The organism is Vibrio sp. OPT24 (assembly GCF_015163545.1).
GTDB lineage: Bacteria > Pseudomonadota > Gammaproteobacteria > Enterobacterales > Vibrionaceae > Vibrio > Vibrio cyclitrophicus.
In genome coordinates this window covers 342493-359674 of sequence record NZ_JADDYI010000053.1, presented here as the reverse complement: position 1 = coordinate 359674, position 17182 = coordinate 342493, and the positions used below count along the sequence as shown (strand labels likewise).

General features: G+C 41.4%; 13 protein-coding genes and 7 tRNA genes. 10 read left to right on the top strand and 10 right to left on the bottom strand.

Annotated features, from left to right (window positions below; all coding sequences use genetic code 11):
- Positions 1-155: 155 nt before the first annotated feature.
- The 9 genes from IQO02_RS15325 to IQO02_RS15285 all read right to left on the bottom strand — a co-directional run bounded on the left by IQO02_RS15325 (position 156) and on the right by IQO02_RS15285 (position 9240).
- A complete protein-coding gene (locus IQO02_RS15325; protein WP_010430000.1) occupies positions 156-851 on the bottom strand; it encodes a helix-turn-helix transcriptional regulator in 696 nt (231 codons plus the stop codon).
- 94 nt (positions 852-945) lie between these two features.
- A complete protein-coding gene (locus IQO02_RS15320; protein ID WP_010429997.1) occupies positions 946-1827 on the bottom strand; it encodes a hypothetical protein in 882 nt (293 codons plus the stop codon).
- On the bottom strand, positions 1817-4201 hold the full coding sequence (locus tag IQO02_RS15315; RefSeq protein WP_010429994.1) for a fimbria/pilus outer membrane usher protein: 2385 nt from the start codon (positions 4199-4201) through the stop codon (positions 1817-1819). Before IQO02_RS15315 ends, IQO02_RS15320 begins: the two co-directional genes overlap by 11 nt.
- Positions 4202-4292: 91 nt before the next feature.
- Positions 4293-4979 (bottom strand): molecular chaperone, encoded by a 687-nt coding sequence (locus IQO02_RS15310; RefSeq protein WP_010429992.1) that lies wholly within the window; start codon positions 4977-4979, stop codon positions 4293-4295.
- 2 nt (positions 4980-4981) lie between these two features.
- A complete protein-coding gene (locus tag IQO02_RS15305; RefSeq protein WP_010429989.1) occupies positions 4982-5707 on the bottom strand; it encodes a molecular chaperone in 726 nt (241 codons plus the stop codon).
- 90 nt (positions 5708-5797) lie between these two features.
- Complete coding sequence (locus IQO02_RS15300) at positions 5798-6295, bottom strand: hypothetical protein (protein ID WP_010429987.1); 498 nt, start codon at positions 6293-6295, stop codon at positions 5798-5800.
- A gap of 77 nt (positions 6296-6372) precedes the next feature.
- Positions 6373-6882, bottom strand: coding sequence for a hypothetical protein (locus IQO02_RS15295; RefSeq protein WP_010429985.1), 510 nt, complete (start codon positions 6880-6882; stop codon positions 6373-6375).
- An 820-nt stretch (positions 6883-7702) separates the two neighbouring features.
- Positions 7703-8707 carry a low-specificity L-threonine aldolase gene (gene ltaE, locus IQO02_RS15290; protein ID WP_016768093.1) on the bottom strand — a complete coding sequence of 335 codons (1005 nt, stop codon included), beginning with the start codon at positions 8705-8707 and terminating at the stop codon, positions 7703-7705.
- 17 nt (positions 8708-8724) lie between these two features.
- Positions 8725-9240, bottom strand: a complete 516-nt coding sequence (locus tag IQO02_RS15285) for an NUDIX hydrolase (protein WP_016768092.1) — start codon at positions 9238-9240, stop codon at positions 8725-8727.
- Positions 9241-9528: 288 nt separating this feature from the next.
- Between IQO02_RS15285 and IQO02_RS15280 the strand changes: the two genes are divergently transcribed.
- From IQO02_RS15280 to IQO02_RS15250, 7 genes are all read left to right on the top strand, one after another.
- Positions 9529-11184, top strand: a complete 1656-nt coding sequence (locus tag IQO02_RS15280) for an ATPase RavA domain-containing protein (protein ID WP_010429979.1) — start codon at positions 9529-9531, stop codon at positions 11182-11184.
- Positions 11185-11196: 12 nt separating this feature from the next.
- Complete coding sequence (gene viaA / locus IQO02_RS15275) at positions 11197-12642, top strand: ATPase RavA stimulator ViaA (RefSeq protein WP_016793375.1); 1446 nt, start codon at positions 11197-11199, stop codon at positions 12640-12642.
- Positions 12643-12839: 197 nt separating this feature from the next.
- Positions 12840-12913 (top strand) — tRNA-Cys (locus IQO02_RS15270).
- A gap of 50 nt (positions 12914-12963) precedes the next feature.
- Positions 12964-13039 (top strand) — tRNA-Gly (locus IQO02_RS15265).
- 79 nt (positions 13040-13118) lie between these two features.
- Positions 13119-13205 (top strand) — tRNA-Leu (locus IQO02_RS15260).
- A 61-nt stretch (positions 13206-13266) separates the two neighbouring features.
- Positions 13267-13340 (top strand) — tRNA-Cys (locus IQO02_RS15255).
- A gap of 341 nt (positions 13341-13681) precedes the next feature.
- Positions 13682-15547, top strand: a complete 1866-nt coding sequence (locus tag IQO02_RS15250) for a methyl-accepting chemotaxis protein (protein WP_016793309.1) — start codon at positions 13682-13684, stop codon at positions 15545-15547.
- Between the two features lie 83 nt (positions 15548-15630).
- Here the strand turns inward: IQO02_RS15250 and IQO02_RS15245 are convergent, their stop codons facing one another.
- On the bottom strand, positions 15631-16419 hold the full coding sequence (locus IQO02_RS15245) for a lipase family protein (RefSeq protein WP_010429969.1): 789 nt from the start codon (positions 16417-16419) through the stop codon (positions 15631-15633).
- Between the two features lie 370 nt (positions 16420-16789).
- Between IQO02_RS15245 and IQO02_RS15240 the strand changes: the two genes are divergently transcribed.
- The 3 genes from IQO02_RS15240 to IQO02_RS15230 all read left to right on the top strand — a co-directional run bounded on the left by IQO02_RS15240 (position 16790) and on the right by IQO02_RS15230 (position 17161).
- Positions 16790-16876, top strand: a tRNA-Leu gene (locus tag IQO02_RS15240).
- Between the two features lie 84 nt (positions 16877-16960).
- Positions 16961-17034 (top strand) — tRNA-Cys (locus IQO02_RS15235).
- Positions 17035-17085: 51 nt separating this feature from the next.
- Positions 17086-17161, top strand: a tRNA-Gly gene (locus IQO02_RS15230).
- The last annotated feature ends 21 nt before the right edge of the window (positions 17162-17182 follow it).

Here is a 17182-nt window from a genome sequence, read left to right as displayed (position 1 = left end):
TAGTCGAACCTTCATTACGTCAACGTATGAATTTGTGAGTTAGCGGTTTTTATTCCTTTCTAGCAAACTTTCTGAGGAATGCTTGTTTAAGGTAAAATAGTGAAGCGTCTGATGAATTGGAAGATTAAGGCTTCAATTGATTTTTATATCTATAGTCATGCCTTGAATTTTACATCTGGTTGTATAATAGATTCTAAACTATTGATAAAATTTGCTTTTTTTATTGCTTCTTTTCGATTAGTAACATTGATTTTCTTATATATGTTGTATACATGTGTTTTTACCGTGCTTTCTGAAATAAACAGGTCGCTTGATATTTCTAAATTTGAATCACCTCTAATGACTCGTTTAAATATTTGAATTTCTCTTTTTGTTAGGCTGGACAGTATTACCTCCGACTTGACAGTATACGAGCGTGCATTGGACAAAATATGTGACATCAGCTTTCTCGGTAACCATAAATCATCGTCACATACTGTTTTCAAACAACGTGTAAGGTGATCGATAGGCGCATCTTGATAGATTACCCCTTTTAAATTAAATAAATTGAATAATTGCATTACGGTAATGCTTTGTCCTGTGATATCTTCAGGAACGTCATAGACCACCCACTTACTGGACTCTAGGTTTGATAGAGTGACGTTGATATCTTTTATATCGGTCAACAATAAATAGCTAATGATAACGACATCAAATTCTTTATGATTAAGTGAACGTTCAATATCTAAAATACATTCCCTATTAAAGGAGAAATCACTGTATTTTTCTATTTCTCGTTGGATAAACTGGTTGTTAATACCGTTGTCACCAATTAGGAGTATGTGTTTTAAATTATTCTTATGGTCATACATAACTTACTCCGCAACTAACAATTGATTTTTAATTTTATGATGTTGGATTTTATATAATTGGGTGCAATGTCTCATTTTTTATATAATTACATATTTACGGTTGTTGTGAAAGGCGAGGTTCAATAGAAATTTGTAATGTGTCGTCATATTGCCCTCCTGGTTTATTCTCTGTTTCTCCAATGACAAAACTCAAAGGAATAGGCTGACCAATTGTCGAAGCAAGACGTTGGATTCGTGCATCCAACTGATCAAGGTTTACTCTGTCATTATCTAGGGAGAGTTGATATGGGATGTCCCATTTAGTGTCATTTGATTCATGGCGTAACTTTCCTTGATAAGCTGATTCCAAAACAATGGTATAGCCTGTATTACTTTGAACCCACAAGTTAGGTGCAGAACGAATCACTTTATTTGAATATAATGTACCGAGATCAAGGTCATAGTGTTGTTGGGTTAGCCCATAAAAGTGAATTTTTGCAGCGGGTGGGACGTTAACTGAAACAGGCAGTGAGCTTGGGCTGATTTCTATTTGTTTGTTGTCTGAAGTATAAGAAGGCGAGACCTCTAAAAGTCCTCGATAGGTTCCTGACTCTAACCATTGTTTGCTTGGAAAGCGCATTTGTATCGTTGCGGATTGTTGACTGTCGGTTAATGACAGATGCCACTGATTAGCCACAGGCATGCCAACGAACCCACTCCATTCAAAGTTGAGCCTGTCTTGGTTTGACCCTTTTAACGACCGACTTGTATCGCTAAGTTGTAAAATCAGGCTCAACTCACAGGGTTCGCCGATTATGTTTGCATCTATACGGTAAGTATTTATTGTCGCAAAATTCCCTGCGCTGAAAACGTCATACTGTGATTGTGAGGAGACGGGTTGAATAGCCAATGCACTAGCTTCACACGCAAATGCAGAAGAAACATGGCTTATGGCGATGAGGCTTAATGCTCCACAAAGAAGTTGTTTATTCCACATACACATCTCCTAGTCTTATCAAGTTGTCACTGCGTTCACTGAGGGTGATGATGACTGATTCCTGTCCTTTGGTGTCGAGTACCAATTGATATTTACCTGGCTTTAATCCAGAGATTGCAAAAATTCCGTTACGATTAGTAAAGAAATCAATCGGTAATTGTTTTGCTTCACCAAGGTAATGTGCTACGCCTGCGACAAGTGAAATAGGGTTGTTACTTTGACGATCGAATAGCTTGCCAATAACGGTTAAGACAGCATCGGAGCCTATCTGTAGTTGGTAGCCCTGTTTATAACCAGGCTTAACCCAGAACGCACCATCACCTAAGTCATACCCAGGCGGTAAGTTATCGACTTCGTAACCGATCACTTGGCCATTATAAGCAACAAGATCAGGGACCATAGCATTGCCATCTCCTCTAAGATAGACACGTGCGTACTCAGCATCTTTTGTCGGGTCGATAGCTAGATCATTCTCTTTAAGGCTTTTATGTTTGCTAACAATCGCAAATGCTTCACGAACTGGTCTGCCGATCGTCACAGATGAACCTGCAAAAGCAAGTGCGCTGCTGATCGTCACGTCTGTACTATGGTTTCGTGTTTCACCACTAATATCTTCAAGCCGTGAAGCGTGAGTCGCATTCAATTCATAACGGTTGGCCGTATAGTTAATACCGGCATCCATATCTGCATCTGTTTCTTCGTTAGTTACAATACTTGCAAAGCCTGATATACCGCCGGTGTTACCAATATTATTTTGATAACTGTAATCTAATGCTGCTTCGTTGAGCTCTGTTGTGTAACGACCGACTACGCGAGTTTGTCGGCTAAGAGGCCAACTTATTGTGACTGTGGTACTAATGTCATCGTCTTCGGTTGCGTTATGTTGATAGCTCAAGCGTGCACTCCATGTAGCGGGAGTATCAAATAGCCCTGCTGATAGGCTCGGACTGATCAACCAATAATCGTTCTCTTCATCGACTCCTGTTCGGTAGTTGAGGGTCATAGCCGCGCGTAAAGACTGGCCTAGATAAATGGAGCCGAATGCTGAGGCAAAATGGGTGGTTAAGTTTATATCGACATTGGAAGCATCAAATCCTGTCACACCCGTAAAGTTATTGGTTAGATATTCGTAACTTACACTTAGTTGTGGGGTCAGCGTATTTGCACTGGAAAACTCTGCATCGAAAGCAAATTTATAAGCATCGCCAGTTCCAAATGTAGGGTGTTCGCTACGTGAAGCATTGAATTCAGTGACACCCCATGTAGAAGCAACTAAGGCGGTGGCACCATATTGGTATAGATCTTCACGGGATTGGAAATTAGTGCCTAAAGTTAACCAAGGGTTAATACCCACATCGATATAACCATGCAAAATGCGTTCGTCGGTTAGATACTCGATTTGCCCATTCTGTAATTCAGATGGTGCTCCATACATAATGCTATATTCGAACTCGCCGCTATTGAGCAAGTCGTTACCTGTCGCAATCGAAAACTCGATGCGTTCTTCATTACCCGAACGATCGGTGATGACCAGCACAATATCATTACTACCTTGCGCAAGAGGGATATCACTAAGGTTATAGCTACCGGCCCCTAGGGTTAACCGTTGAACTGCGATCCCATCAATATAGACATCGACATTAGATGCTCTTTGTAGTGTGAATGATTGATTAGCTCTTGGACGCGCGTTTCTAGTTGGAATAAGGGTGAAATCTCGAGTTAAGCCAATACCAAGAATGTCGGTGCTATCTTGAAAAGATTGACCGCTGTTGTACATATCGCCTAGTACCAGTCGTGTACCTTGTTCGGCAAAATCAATGTTTAGGCGAGAGCCTTCTCTTATGTATCTCGATTCTTGCGATGAGCCGTTTTCTAAATAGGATTCATACTCAAAATTTAGAAAGCCAATGTTAAGAGCGGAGTCGAATTGGCTACGATAAAGATCCTGTCTTGAGGAGTTTTGATCGATATATTGACTCTCGTTCGCGGAGAGGGCCAAGTTAATGTACCCACTGAACATACTTGGCTCTGCATAATTATAAAAATCATTCGCGCCATTCATCGACAGTTGCTGTGTTAAGCTAAATTCAGGCGGTACCGTCACGATACATTCTAATGACGAAAAGTCGAAACTAAGACCTAACCCTACGAGTTCAAATTGATGTTGAGACAACATCTCGTTATCTGTCGTGTTACTCAGTTTATTGATACCTTCTTGAGTCACCACTGAAGAAAGGAGAGTGAGAGTGCTTTCTTTAGGCAGCAATATCTCATTGTTAGCGGTAATGATAATATCCGCTTCACCCAATATAGTGTCACTTATTCTTAGTAACGAGGTGAGTTGAATGTCTCGCCCTGTCGGATTCAATACCATTTTTTGACTCCAAACGTTAGGAATGAAGGCGGCAAAATAAAAAAGTATCAATACCAAGATATACAAAAAATGCCATGTCTTGTGATAGGTTCTAGTTTTCATACCCATGGTAAGTGCCCACTGGTAAGTGATTTAAAGAAGAAGGCAAAGTTATAGTTGAGCGCGGTGGGACAAATTGTTCACCTAAAGCTTCGTGTACTTTTTGGTTTTGAGATTCAAGCCCTGTAAAATTAAGTAACGATGTGTAGGTAAACCGCGTCCCTGTATTGGTCAATGTGAGTTGCCCTTTTTCACCTATGTGCAATTTCACGTCTGGCTCAAGCGAAGAAGAGTGAATATGCAATAGCGCATTGTAATGAACTTGTAAGTTGATACCCGTAGCTAAACCTGTCGGCATATCAAATTTGGCGTTGTTCTGGCTAATATTCGCGGTACTAAAGCGAATGAAGTAACTCTGAGACGTTTTGAGTAATCTATTGCCCAACCATTGTATACGGAATACTTGACGCTCCCCAGGTGCTAGCATTGCAGCCGGAGGAAACACAAACATTTCTTCATTCGACAGTTCCGATGTTTCAAATGTGCCATCGGATAAAAAATTCAAACGGCGAACGTTGGCTTCAAGAGGGAGAGTCTGTGTCGAATTATTAGTCACAACCAGCTGTGATGTTGCTCTATGATCAGTGTTGAGCTCAATGACGGTTGGAAATAGTGTTATGCCAAACGTCTGTGCACATAAAAAGCAATAAACGAGCCCTCCGAAAATACAACGTCTCATCACTACTGATCCTGTTCTATTTCAATCGATAGGGTCTTAAAGTCATAATTTTTAAGTGGCATCATTTCAAAAAAACGCGTGGAATACGGAAGCACTAAAGTTCCTGGAATGCGCTTGGCGATTTCTACGCCTTTCAAATACGTTGAGTGTGTACCGTCTGATACTTTCCATGTTGTATTCGTTAATCGACCATAACTATTACCACTGTTAAGCACTTCTAGAACCCATTTGTTGTTCTTGTCATTTTGCTCGATACTTTTTATCTCTAACTGAGAAGTCGTGTTTTGTGGTCGTACGTTGATCAGCGTATTAAACTGAAGCAAGAGACTTACTTGTCCTTGGTTGCTACTCGCTCTCTCTACCTTCACCTGTTTAACAGCGATACGATACGCTTTTGATTCTGTGATGGAAGGATCACCTAAATATCGCACCATAATTGATTGCGATCGTCCAGGCTCAATAATCGCGGTCACCGGAATTACTAATAGCTCGTCATCTGCAGGCGTCGTAGTTTCTTTCCCGTATTCGTTCATCGTCATAAATACTGGAGACAATTCCACTGTTAGTGGTTCGGTAGATGAATTATCCACTCTCATTGTCATTTGAGCCCTTTTACCAAGCGGTGTCATTTCCATAGACATCGGCTCTACCTTGAACGCATGGGCAGATAAACACGTAAATGACAATAAAAGAAGAACAATCCATTTCTGCATGATCCATTTATACATATCGAGGAGCTCCAAACTAAACTTATGTCGGTAAGGTTTAAGATTCAGATTAAGTCGGAGGCCAACTAGTGGCCTCCGACTTACTGACCTCTAATTTGAGGTAATATTTACGGTTAATGTATCTGAGTAGCCACCTGCCCATGGCGAGGTTTCTGTCGTAACAATATCAATGGTCGCGGCAACACCAGTAGCTAATGCACCAGAACCACCATAAGAGTTACTCACTGAAACATCATTTTGACCTGGGCCCCCAGGAGCATTAAGTGTGAAAGGAGCTAGGCCCGAAGGGCTAAATGTTGCATCGTAGGTAAGAGCGTAGTCTTCGCTATCGTCTGACTCTAGACCACCTTCAGCACTTGTTAGTGTCACAGTTGCACCATCGACGTCATTACACTTCATGTTCAGACCGCCAACAGAAATGTTTTGAATTTGAGACACGTTACCAAAGTCCATGAGTTGTGTTGAAAGGCCGGTAACTTCACATACAGGTGAAACAAAACCAACTAACTGGACGTCACCAGGAGCGGCTTGAACTTGAGCACCAAAAATAGCAGTGGCTGTTGCTGCGTAGATTGTTAGCTTTTTCATTAGAAATTCCTTTATCTTAAATGATTGGCTCAAATACTGCTGAGCATTTGTTATTCTGCAGATACATTGCAGAGGTCTTACTTTGTCACGCTATGAATCGAGGGATAAACTTCGATTTCAATCACGTCTTTATAATAACCTGCGAAGTGCAAGCTATTTTCAAGTGCAACCCTAAGGCTCCCTTGTTGAGAGAAAGGAATTACACCAGAACTGTCTATCATTACAGGTGATAAGAGTTGACTGCTGTGTCGACTTTCGTTAAGACGAAGCTCATCTATTTGTAATGACAAATTATAAGTTTCAATAATATCAACGCCTTGTTGTTGATATTTTAGGCCACCGTATTTGGAGTTAATCGTTATACCCAATGGGCGGTTACAATACACATTAAAAGGTAACGATTGAACATCGAGATGTTCGGTAAATTTCATAACGTTGCCAGAGAAAAAATTTATTTCGCATCGATCTTTGATCTTGCCGTTAATTCCTAACGTTAAAGTATTGGCGCTGACATTAAATGAAAGTGACAACCCCAAAATTAACGTGGAGAGAGTGAGGCTATGAAGAAACCAACATACTTTGTACATAAGCTCACCTCTCCCTAATCGAATGTAACGTGTTGCTTGGTTAACAAAACTATAAGAGCTACAAAAAATGGCGAAGTAGTAAAAAAAGTTGATTATTATTCAGAAGTATGAGATTTCGTATGATTTTGAGTTGGAAGAGTGATACAAAAATTTAGATAACAATTTCATATTCAATTAGATACATAGAATTTACCTAAGTACCAGTTTGATTGAGAATTTTTATTGAATTGATAAAATTTAAACTATGGTCTACGCGTTTGTTTAAAGTCTTAGATTATGGTGACTTTACCTAAATAACTCTATTAATGTGATGGTCCTAAAAAATAAATACAACGTCTAAAATGTTTGTAGATAAATCCAATGGAGCGAAGTGAAATAGCAATGAAGGATGATGAATTATTAGAAATTGAAAATTATTTTCTATTTAAATTAACACCTTAAAATACAGCTTATAAAAGAAATATGTTAACCACTAATTACCGTACGAATGACAGTTAAATATAGCGAAGTTGTTCTGAGTGCATATTTTGGTTTTTTTCATCACCAGCCTAACTCTATTTAACGCACGGGATATCGCTTGAATTTGGGAGGAAAGGGCACCCTGCTATGTTTGGATGATTTATTAAAGATATTTATATAGGACAAAACGAGATTTAGTTTTGTTGGCGTTAATGTGGTGTTTTTTAAGACATTGAGGCTGGTGTAAAGGTGTTATTTTCCTTATAGGAACGGTTGATGACTCTTTTTAAGACGAAAAAAGGCTCCCCTTTGAAGAGAAGCTTCATCATTAATAGTTTATCGATGACAAATTAACCTAAAGTTAAAGTACATTTTCCAATTTTTGTAAGAAAGTCACGATATCTTCTGCGCTAATATCTCTATGGGTGACAAAGCGAACAGGGTTGCCTGGCGACATTGTAATGCCTTGTTCACTCAGCTCACTTGCGATGCGGTTAATATCAACAGACTCATCTAATTTAGCAAACACGATGTTGGTTTGAATGAAGTCAGGATTGACAGAGAAGCCTTCTAGCTTGCTTAGACCAATCGCTAGATTTTTTGCGTTCTCGTGATCGACTTTTAGTTGAGCAACATTTTCTGTTAGTGCCATTTTGCCTGCAGCGGCAAGAATACCGGCTTGACGCATACCCCCACCAACCATCTTACGCAGACGACGTGCTTTAGCGATGTACTCTTTGTTGCCCAATAGCAGTGAGCCGATCGGAGCGCCTAAACCTTTTGATAAACAAATCGTCATCGAGTCGAAGTGCTGTGCGATTTCTTTCACGTGGACATTTAAAGCGGCTGCCGCGTTGTATACACGAGCGCCATCCAAGTGCATTTGTAAACCATATTGGTTTACGAACTCACGAGCGTTAGCTAAATATGACATTGGCAGCACTTTACCATTGATCGTATTTTCTAGGCTCAGAAGTTTAGTGCGCGCAAAATGACTGTCGTCTGGCTTAATCGCAGAAGCAAGCTTTTTAAAATCTAATGTGCCGTCCGGGTTGTTCTCTATTGGTTGAGGTTGAATAGAGCCTAATACTGCAGCGCCGCCAGCTTCGTATTTGTAGTTGTGAGCTTGTTGGCCACACAGATACTCGTCACCACGCTCACAGTGCGCCATTAAACCGAGAAGGTTGGCTTGAGTACCCGAAGAAGTGAACATTGCAGCTTCAAAGCCTGTTTCAGTTGCGGCCCATTGCTCTAGTTCATTTACGGTAGGGTCATCTCCGTAGACATCGTCACCTACATCTGCGTTTGCCATTGCATCACGCATAGCTTGTGAAGGTTTGGTTACGGTATCAGAACGAAAGTCCATGTTTCTCTCCTAGAGTTTTATAAATAGCCACATAGTTGTGCTTTGCTCAAACAAGCGATGGTTTTGGTATCGGTAATTTGATCGCAGCGAATTTTATCGTGCAGTTCTTTTAAGCTAAGTTCGATGACCTCTATTACTTCATCTTCATCACACTCAAAGCGAGTCGTATGATTGAGGTCTTTTGCGACGAATAGGTGTTGTATCTCATCACAGAACCCTGCAAGTGGGGTAACTTGCCCTAAGCTTTGGAATGATTTGGCACTGTAGCCTGTTTCTTCTTCGAGCTCGCGTTGTGCACATTCAAGTGGTGTCTCATTAACTTCCATCGTTCCAGCTGGTAGTTCTAATAGCCATTTTTTGAGTGAAGGACGAAACTGGTTAATGAGGATAATCTTTCCAGACGACGTAATAGGTAGAATAACAGCCGCGCCAGGGTGGTGTATTGTTGTATGCTTTACCACGACGTTCGTAGGGAGCGTCACGTTCTCTTCTACTAGAGAAATACTTTTCCATTGATGGATAACTTTACTCATGCAGTCTTGCCACATTCCTTGTCAATTTATCGCGTTACTGAAGACGTGCACCACCTTAACGTCTATGGTGTCGAAAATAAAAGAAAATTTAGGCTCAGTTACCGATTTAGTTTCACACCGTTCGTGAGGTTACTCTCATATTTGGAATCTATGATTGCGCCAAAATTACGACCGTAACCATCTGATATAAATGCAACTCAATAATAAAATACACTTGTAACAAAGTGCTAACAAATGTATAAAAACATATCTACACTCTCAATTGTTCAAAGATTTTCGGAGTAACGCATGAACCCTTCTATTTCTTCACATGCTGACAAGGCGCTACTCTCTGAAAGAATCAATAAATTAGCGCAAGCTCTGTCTGACGGTGTCTATGAAAGAGAAGACACGATTAAGCTTTGTTTACTGGCTGCTTTAGCGGGTGAAAGTGTGTTTTTACTCGGTCCTCCGGGTATCGCAAAAAGCCTTATCGCTAAGCGTCTCATACAGGCTTTTGACAACAGCAGCTACTTCGAATATCTGATGACGCGTTTCTCTACTCCAGAGGAAGTGTTTGGCCCGCTAAGTATCCAAGAATTAAAAGACAACGGACGTTACGTAAGACTGACTGAGGGTTACTTGCCAACCGCGCAAGTCGTATTTCTTGATGAGATCTGGAAAGCTGGTCCTGCCATCCTAAATACGTTACTTACAGTAGTTAATGAGAAAACATTCAAAAACGGTAGTGACATTGAACGTGTGCCGATGCGTTTATTAGTCTCGGCATCCAACGAACTTCCAGATGAAGATAGTGGCTTAGAAGCGCTGTATGACCGGATGCTAGTCCGTGTGTTTGTAAACCGTATTCAAAACAAGCAAAATTTCAAATCAATGCTGACGACTGGTACATCTCAAGAAGCCGTGATTCCAAAAGGTTTAGCGATTACCGACATTGAATACCACCAATGGCAGAAAGAACTCGATAAGTTGGAATTGACAGATAATTCCTTCAACAAGCTGTTTGAACTAAAAACCATGCTTGAGGAGACAGTTAAGAAACAAGGCTCCTCTTCAGAATCAGATCTGTATGTGTCAGACAGACGCTGGAAGAAAGCCGTCAAACTGTTGAAAGCGAGTGCGTTCTTCAGTGGCAGAGATAGCGTGAATCCATTAGATATCATGCTCCTGCAAGATTGCTTATGGCATAGCCCAGAGTCGCGTGATGTGGTTCGTAGTGTTGTAAAAGATTTCGCACTTAACCGAGCATTTGACCAACAAGAGTCGAAAGCTCAAATCGAAATGTCTCGTGAAGAGCTAGAAGAAATTCAAGATGATGTTGAATCGACGTTGTCGGTTTCGTTATCGATGGAATCAACCAGTGGCTTGTTACGTAAAGACGTGTATCAACATGATATTAAGAACGCGAAGATGTACAGCGTAGGTAGTGCTTACAATTTAGTGAAACTGGTCTTACTGCAAAGCAACATGTCGGTATCTGAATCAGAGAAAGGTGACAGCCGCTGGGTATACGTGGCGAAAGATGATTTTGACCGTGTTCTTAAAGAAGGGCACGGTGATATTTACGGCTACGTCAACGAAAACAAAAATCTATGTCGTCTAAAGTTGGATCTTGATGCCTCTAATCAGCTCGTTATCAAAGATATTGCGAACCGCTCTGTGTTGGTTAGCGTTGTAACGACTGATGGGTTAGATCAAGAATTGTATAACAAATGGTTAAGTGGCGCTGAGAGAGCACTAGAACAGTTGACTGAAGCTGAGTTCAAGTTAAAGAGAGTCCGCACCGAGTTCCACGACGCATTACCTCATAACTACATTGATCCAGAGCTACCAAAAGCGATGGAATCAAGCTTACAAGCAGTAACTCAAGACCTTGAAACGACAAAAGTGAAGAGCAGTAAGATCGCTCAACGCATCAAGTTCATGAGTCAGTACTTCGAGTAAGGGGAGACAAGTATGTTAGGAGCAGATGGCTTAAACCTTGCTTTGATGGTTGCTGATTCGGGCATCATTGATACGGCGATGAATGATCTCATCGCTCGTTCTCAAGTTATGATGGCTGCTGAGAACAAAGGCGTCAAAACATCGGTAAAAAACCATTTAGTTAAATGGCGCGGAAAAGTGAAAAAACGCGTGACCAAAGTGTGTGAGACCGACCGCTTCCAAGAGGAAATAGCACTTTATCAAGAAGTGATTTATTGGAATGAAGGCCAGTTTTTTGATGACATAGACGGAGTCATCAAAAAGTTGGAGTGGCACTCTGCGTTCTATCTACAAGCACGACGTTTAATGGAAAACAACAAAGGCGTTTATAACGCTATGTTTCCACATTACTTTTGTGATCAATGGTATCAGTCGTTATCTGAAGCCATTAAGCAAGCTCAAGTAACCGAACTTGAAACAAGCAAAGAAAAAGTCTTAGCGGATCTTTATCAGCGCATGGAAACCATGAAGAACATGGACAAAGTGACTGAGTCAGGTGATGAAGGCAGCGTAGGGCGCTTGTGGGATATGGCTTCAGCTAAGTTGAGTAAAACTGACCTAACCGTAATGAAGCGTCATGCAGAGTTCTTAAATAAACATAAAGGCCTGCAAGAAATAGCTGAAAAACTCGGCCGTATGGCGGGTGAGGAAGACGATCCTTCGCTACACAAAGCCCCTGTAGAAGAGCTACAGATGGTTGAAGAGAAAAGCGATGAAGCGGTAGATGATATTGTCGGGATTCACGAGAGTGATGACTTGAACAAGATGCTACCAAACGAAACTATGTTCTTAGCTTATCCTGAGCTCGAAGTTATCTTTTATAAACATCTGGCGGACAAGCGCTTACTGAGTTATCAATCTCAAGGTAAATCTCGTACTTTACGCAAAGTGAAAGCGCAAAAGCCAGATAGTAAGAATATCGATATTGAAAAAGGACCGTTCATCGTTTGTGTGGATGCTTCAGGTTCAATGAGTGGATTTCCAGAGCAATCTGCCAAAGCAATGGCTTATGCCCTGATGCAAATCGCTCTCGCGGAAGAGCGAGACTGTTACGTGATTCTGTTTTCTTCTGAGCAGATTACCTATGAGTTAACAAAACAAGATGGTTTACGTGAAGCGAGTGACTTCTTAAGCTACTCATTCCACGGTGGTACTGATCTAGAACCTGTTTTGATGAAGTCAATTGATTTGATGACCGGAGATAAATACAAGAACGCAGATTTGATTGTGCTTTCTGATTTTATTGCACCAAAACAATCTGACGAAATGATTGCTCAAGTCGAAAAATTGAAAGAGCACAAAAACCGTTTCCACGCGGTAAGCCTATCTAAGTACGGCAACCCACAACTTATGACCATGTTTGACCATTGTTGGGCTTACCACCCAAGCCTTGTTGGCCGTTTTATGAAAAAGTGGTAGCGTTCGACCACTCCAATTAAATCCCTTTTGCTGTGTGTTTTTTGACTCAAGAGATCGAACATGCAGCAATTTGATTTAAATGTCAGCAAACGGAATTTAAATTCACTTTTTTGTTTGACTATCTTCCCTCAATCCGTAAAGTAAGCACCCGAACACAGGGGTAGCTTATTTAACTCCCTAAAGTGTTGATGTAAGAAGGCGCCTTGGCAGAGTGGCTATGCAGCGGATTGCAAATCCGTGGACCTCGGTTCGACTCCGGGAGGCGCCTCCATTCTCTTCTTCTTTTTGTTTAGACAAAGGGATGAGCAGAAGAATGACAATGCGATACTAGCTCAGTTGGTAGAGCGCAACCTTGCCAAGGTTGAGGTCATCGGTTCGAACCCGATGTATCGCTCCAAATTTTGTAATGTTGATTCATTTGACATTAAGATGGTGTTTTACTTTTCAGTAATCGGCATCGCAATAAAGAATTGCGTGCCCTGGTGGTGGAATTGGTAGACACAAGGGATTTAAAATCCCTCGGCGTTCGCGCTGTGCCGGTTCAAGTCCGGCCCGGGGCACCATCTATTTGATTGCTACTTTTGGTAGAAATCACAGAGTAGTTCTCTTAAAACACTCATTGAAGGCGCCTTGGCAGAGTGGCTATGCAGCGGATTGCAAATCCGTGGACCTCGGTTCGACTCCGGGAGGCGCCTCCAATCTTCAGAAAAAACCAGTCCTAGTGGCTGGTTTTTTCGTTTCAGATATACCACCGAACAACCTGCCTTCTAGCCCACTTATTTAACAACTCAATCATTATTCATGTCACCTGTTTCGCACTTGTGCCATTATTTACCATTACTCTGCGTTACTTTGAGTTTGTCGGCTGAGTAATATGTAAATAAACAGAAGTCACAAATTATTACTGTACTCAATTTGTTTCATTTATATGAGTGTTAACTCTCTTTAATTCATATATATAGGTGAGAGCATAGAACTTTATATTTCTTTAATTGTTCTATAAGAGGTTCTTAATATGCAATTTAGTCTAAAGAGAAAAATGGTTTTCTCTGTAGTTTTAGCGATTGCTGTTACATCTGCCATCCTTCTTTTTATGGGTTATAAGACTTTTCAAAGTAACAGTTGGCAATCAATAGAGAGTGAGAGTCGAAACACACTCCAAGCGCATGCAAAGGGCATCAGCGATTGGTTTTATGATAAGAAACAAGCAGTACACGGACTAAAACAACAAGTTCAACTTAACCCGTCATTAGATATAGTGCCACACTTACGTCAAACCCTTGTGTCTGGTGGGTTTGGGTTGAGTTACTACGGTAACAAACAAGGTGAGATGTTTCGCCACGATCCTTCATTAAATAAAGCGGGCTATGACCCTAGAGCTCGAGGTTGGTACAAACAAACTTTAGCAGAAAATCGCGCGGTCACTACTAAGCCATATGTAAGCGTCACTATGCAAACCTTAGTGGTGACCTTAACTGATCCTGTGACCGAAAATGGTTCGATTATTGGTGTGGTGGCGTCAAATCTCGCATTAGACAAGCTTATTGACGATGTCTTGGCCATTCAGGTTCCAGGTAATGGGCGAGCGATCCTAATAGATAAGCAAGGTACGGTCGTTGCCCATAAGAATAAAGATTTCATCCTTAAGCAAGTCAAAGAGATAGCACCAGAATTAAGTGTTGCTGGATTAAATAGTGCCGCACAAAACTTAACGACAATTTTTACAAAAGTTGATGGTTATGAGCGCGTCATCATGGCTGAGCCTATTAAAGGCACCGACTGGCTTCTTGTGATTGAAATGGACAAAGACGTATTAGAACAACCGTTGTTCGATATGCTGATCAGTCAGGTAACGACAGGATTGATCGTATTGATCGTTATGGCTGCGGCAACGTCGTGGTTTGTCGCTCGTCAATTGGTGGAATTAGGACGAGTGAGCGAAGCTTTAGCTGATATTGCTGAAGGGGAAGGAGATTTAACACAACGCCTCCAAGTATCGAGTCAAGATGAAGTCGGGCAACTTGCCGATAAGTTCAATGTGTTTGTCGATAGGCTACATGAGATGATGAAAAATGTTACCCAAGTTTCAACTGCCATGAATAACGGTGCAGAACATGCGAACACAAGCGCATTGAAACGTAGCGATAGCGTAAGCCGACAACAAGACGAGATCACTATGGTAGCAACAGCTGTAACCGAAATGGCGACAGCAACCTCTGAAATCGCGTCTAATGCAGACAATACAGCAAAAAGTGCAAGTCATTCTGTTGAGTTAAGCGAACAAGGCTTCCAACAAATGGCGAAGAGTCAATCATCAATCAATGAGCTGTCTATTGAGTTAACCAGCGCAGTCTCTATCATTAGTGAGCTTGAAGAACACGGTCAACAAATCGCGTCAATCTTAGCGACAATACGTGAGATCGCAGAGCAAACTAATTTGCTTGCACTCAATGCGGCAATTGAAGCAGCGAGGGCCGGAGAGCAAGGTCGTGGTTTTGCGGTGGTTGCTGACGAAGTACGAGTATTGTCACAACGTACTCATGCTTCAACGGAAGAGATTGAAGACAAGATCAAGCGTTTACAACAAGCGACTAGCGGTGCTGTTAAAGTAATGACACAAAGTCACGATATGGCAAAAACTAGCGTACGCGATGTGGATATGGCCGGAGAAAGCTTGGCTCAAATACGCGAAGCGATTCAGATGATCAGCGACATGGCGACTCAAATTGCCTCAGCCGCAGAAGAGCAATCTTTAGTGACCGCGGAAATCAACGCCAATACTGAGTCGGTGCGTGAAGTAAGTGACGTGATGGCGCTTGATGCGTCAGATGCAGTCTCGCAAGCCGACCAACTCAGTCACTTAGCTAACGATCTCAAACAGGAACTCTCTAGATTTAAATTATAAGTCCAGTTACAACCATACAGAGCACAAGTCGTTACAAGCTTGTGCTCTTTTTTAAGCAGCTAGCGTCAACTTGATTTGCTGTCTCAGTGTTTATCGAAGAAATCTTTATTACGGATATACTTACTCATAAGGTGATAAGAGAAAGGCCGAATCAACCAACTAAAGATCGAGCGACCAAGGCGAATGAGTGTTGGGGTGTTTTCATAGATTCTACCGTTGTAGAGCCAAAGCACTTTTCCTGTATGCCAATACATTAAAGGTAATGGCGGCATGAAGGTTACAATGTCTATGTCACAACAGATGCGGTAAGTTTTCTTGCTTAAACGGTAGTTCTTTTTAAAGCTCCAATCACCAATTGCAGGCTGGCCAAACGTGACGACTCGTTTGATGCAACCGGGATACTTTTGGTCTAGGTAGTCAGCAAATACACAACCAATAGCGCCGCCAGATGAGTGGCCGGTGATGGAAATTTTTTTTCCTTCTTTTAACAAAGGTATGAGCGTGGCTTCTAAACGTTCTATAACGGTTTGCCCTAGCTTATCTTCGTTACGACTTGGTTGGCTTTCTTGAAACATGAGATGATAGAAACCAGCATGAACACGATAGTTCAGTCCAATCCTTCTACAGCTTCTGGTCCATAATGCGAAGGTGAGTAGCCAGTCAGAAATACTGTGTGATCCCTTGATAACCACGACTACCTCATCTTTGTTGCTGCTCCATAAGACTCGAATCATGGTTTTACCAAACTGATTCTTTATGATGCGTTGTCCATTAGGGTCAAACCCGTAACGAGTTTGTTTAAAAACTCTAGGGTAAGCGAGGTTACATAGGACGGCATAACGCTCATATTGGTATCGTTTTAGTGGTTTCACATTTTCACTTCGTAATAAGAGTTACTTAAAACTCTAGAGGTTGAATGTGAAACGTGCATGAAAACGACGTTGTCTTTCTTACGCTACAGATAACCAGTGGGAAGAACTGACTTCAAACGATAATGTCCAGTCTATAAATTGAATTCCCCACCTGTGGTGATGCCATTGAAACTTAAGAACTATGTATAATAACCATACAAGCTGCAGTAATTTAAGCCTGTAAAGTTCGATATTTAATCACTTGAATTAAAAGATAAAATTTATTGTTGACGAATTTTTTCCATCCGTTAAAGTACACCTCGTTCTCACGGCCTAGGTCGCTGAGAGATGGTGTTTTACTTTTCAGTAATCAGCATTGCTTAATTGCGTTGCCCTGGTGGTGGAATTGGTAGACACAAGGGATTTAAAATCCCTCGGCGTTCGCGCTGTGCCGGTTCAAGTCCGGCCCGGGGCACCATCTATTTAGTTTCTACTTGAGAGTAGAGTGATGAACAAAGAGTGGTTCTCTTTAAACACTTCAATATATTTTTTATGTTGATAAGGCGCCTTGGCAGAGTGGCTATGCAGCGGATTGCAAATCCGTGGACCTCGGTTCGACTCCGGGAGGCGCCTCCATTTTCTTTCTTCTTTTTGTTTAGGCAAAGGGATGATTAGAATAATGACAATGCGATACTAGCTCAGTTGGTAGAGCGCAACCTTGCCAAGGTTGAGGTCATCGGTTCGAACCCGATGTATCGCTCCAAATTTTGTAATGTTGATTCAT

Bases quoted from the DNA above. Each gene is read 5' to 3' on its own strand.
- IQO02_RS15325 (WP_010430000.1), bottom strand. From the start codon at position 851: ATGTATGACCATAAGAATAATTTAAAACACATACTCCTAATTGGTGAC.
- IQO02_RS15320 (WP_010429997.1), bottom strand. From the start codon at position 1,827: ATGTGGAATAAACAACTTCTTTGTGGAGCATTAAGCCTCATCGCCATA.
- IQO02_RS15315 (WP_010429994.1), bottom strand. From the start codon at position 4,201: ATGGTATTGAATCCGACAGGGCGAGACATTCAACTCACCTCGTTACTA.
- IQO02_RS15310 (WP_010429992.1), bottom strand. From the start codon at position 4,979: ATGAGACGTTGTATTTTCGGAGGGCTCGTTTATTGCTTTTTATGTGCA.
- IQO02_RS15305 (WP_010429989.1), bottom strand. From the start codon at position 5,707: ATGTATAAATGGATCATGCAGAAATGGATTGTTCTTCTTTTATTGTCA.
- IQO02_RS15300 (WP_010429987.1), bottom strand. From the start codon at position 6,295: ATGAAAAAGCTAACAATCTACGCAGCAACAGCCACTGCTATTTTTGGT.
- IQO02_RS15295 (WP_010429985.1), bottom strand. From the start codon at position 6,882: ATGTACAAAGTATGTTGGTTTCTTCATAGCCTCACTCTCTCCACGTTA.
- ltaE (WP_016768093.1), bottom strand. From the start codon at position 8,707: ATGGACTTTCGTTCTGATACCGTAACCAAACCTTCACAAGCTATGCGT.
- IQO02_RS15285 (WP_016768092.1), bottom strand. From the start codon at position 9,240: ATGAGTAAAGTTATCCATCAATGGAAAAGTATTTCTCTAGTAGAAGAG.
- IQO02_RS15280 (WP_010429979.1), top strand. From the start codon at position 9,529: ATGAACCCTTCTATTTCTTCACATGCTGACAAGGCGCTACTCTCTGAA.
- viaA (WP_016793375.1), top strand. From the start codon at position 11,197: ATGTTAGGAGCAGATGGCTTAAACCTTGCTTTGATGGTTGCTGATTCG.
- IQO02_RS15250 (WP_016793309.1), top strand. From the start codon at position 13,682: ATGGTTTTCTCTGTAGTTTTAGCGATTGCTGTTACATCTGCCATCCTT.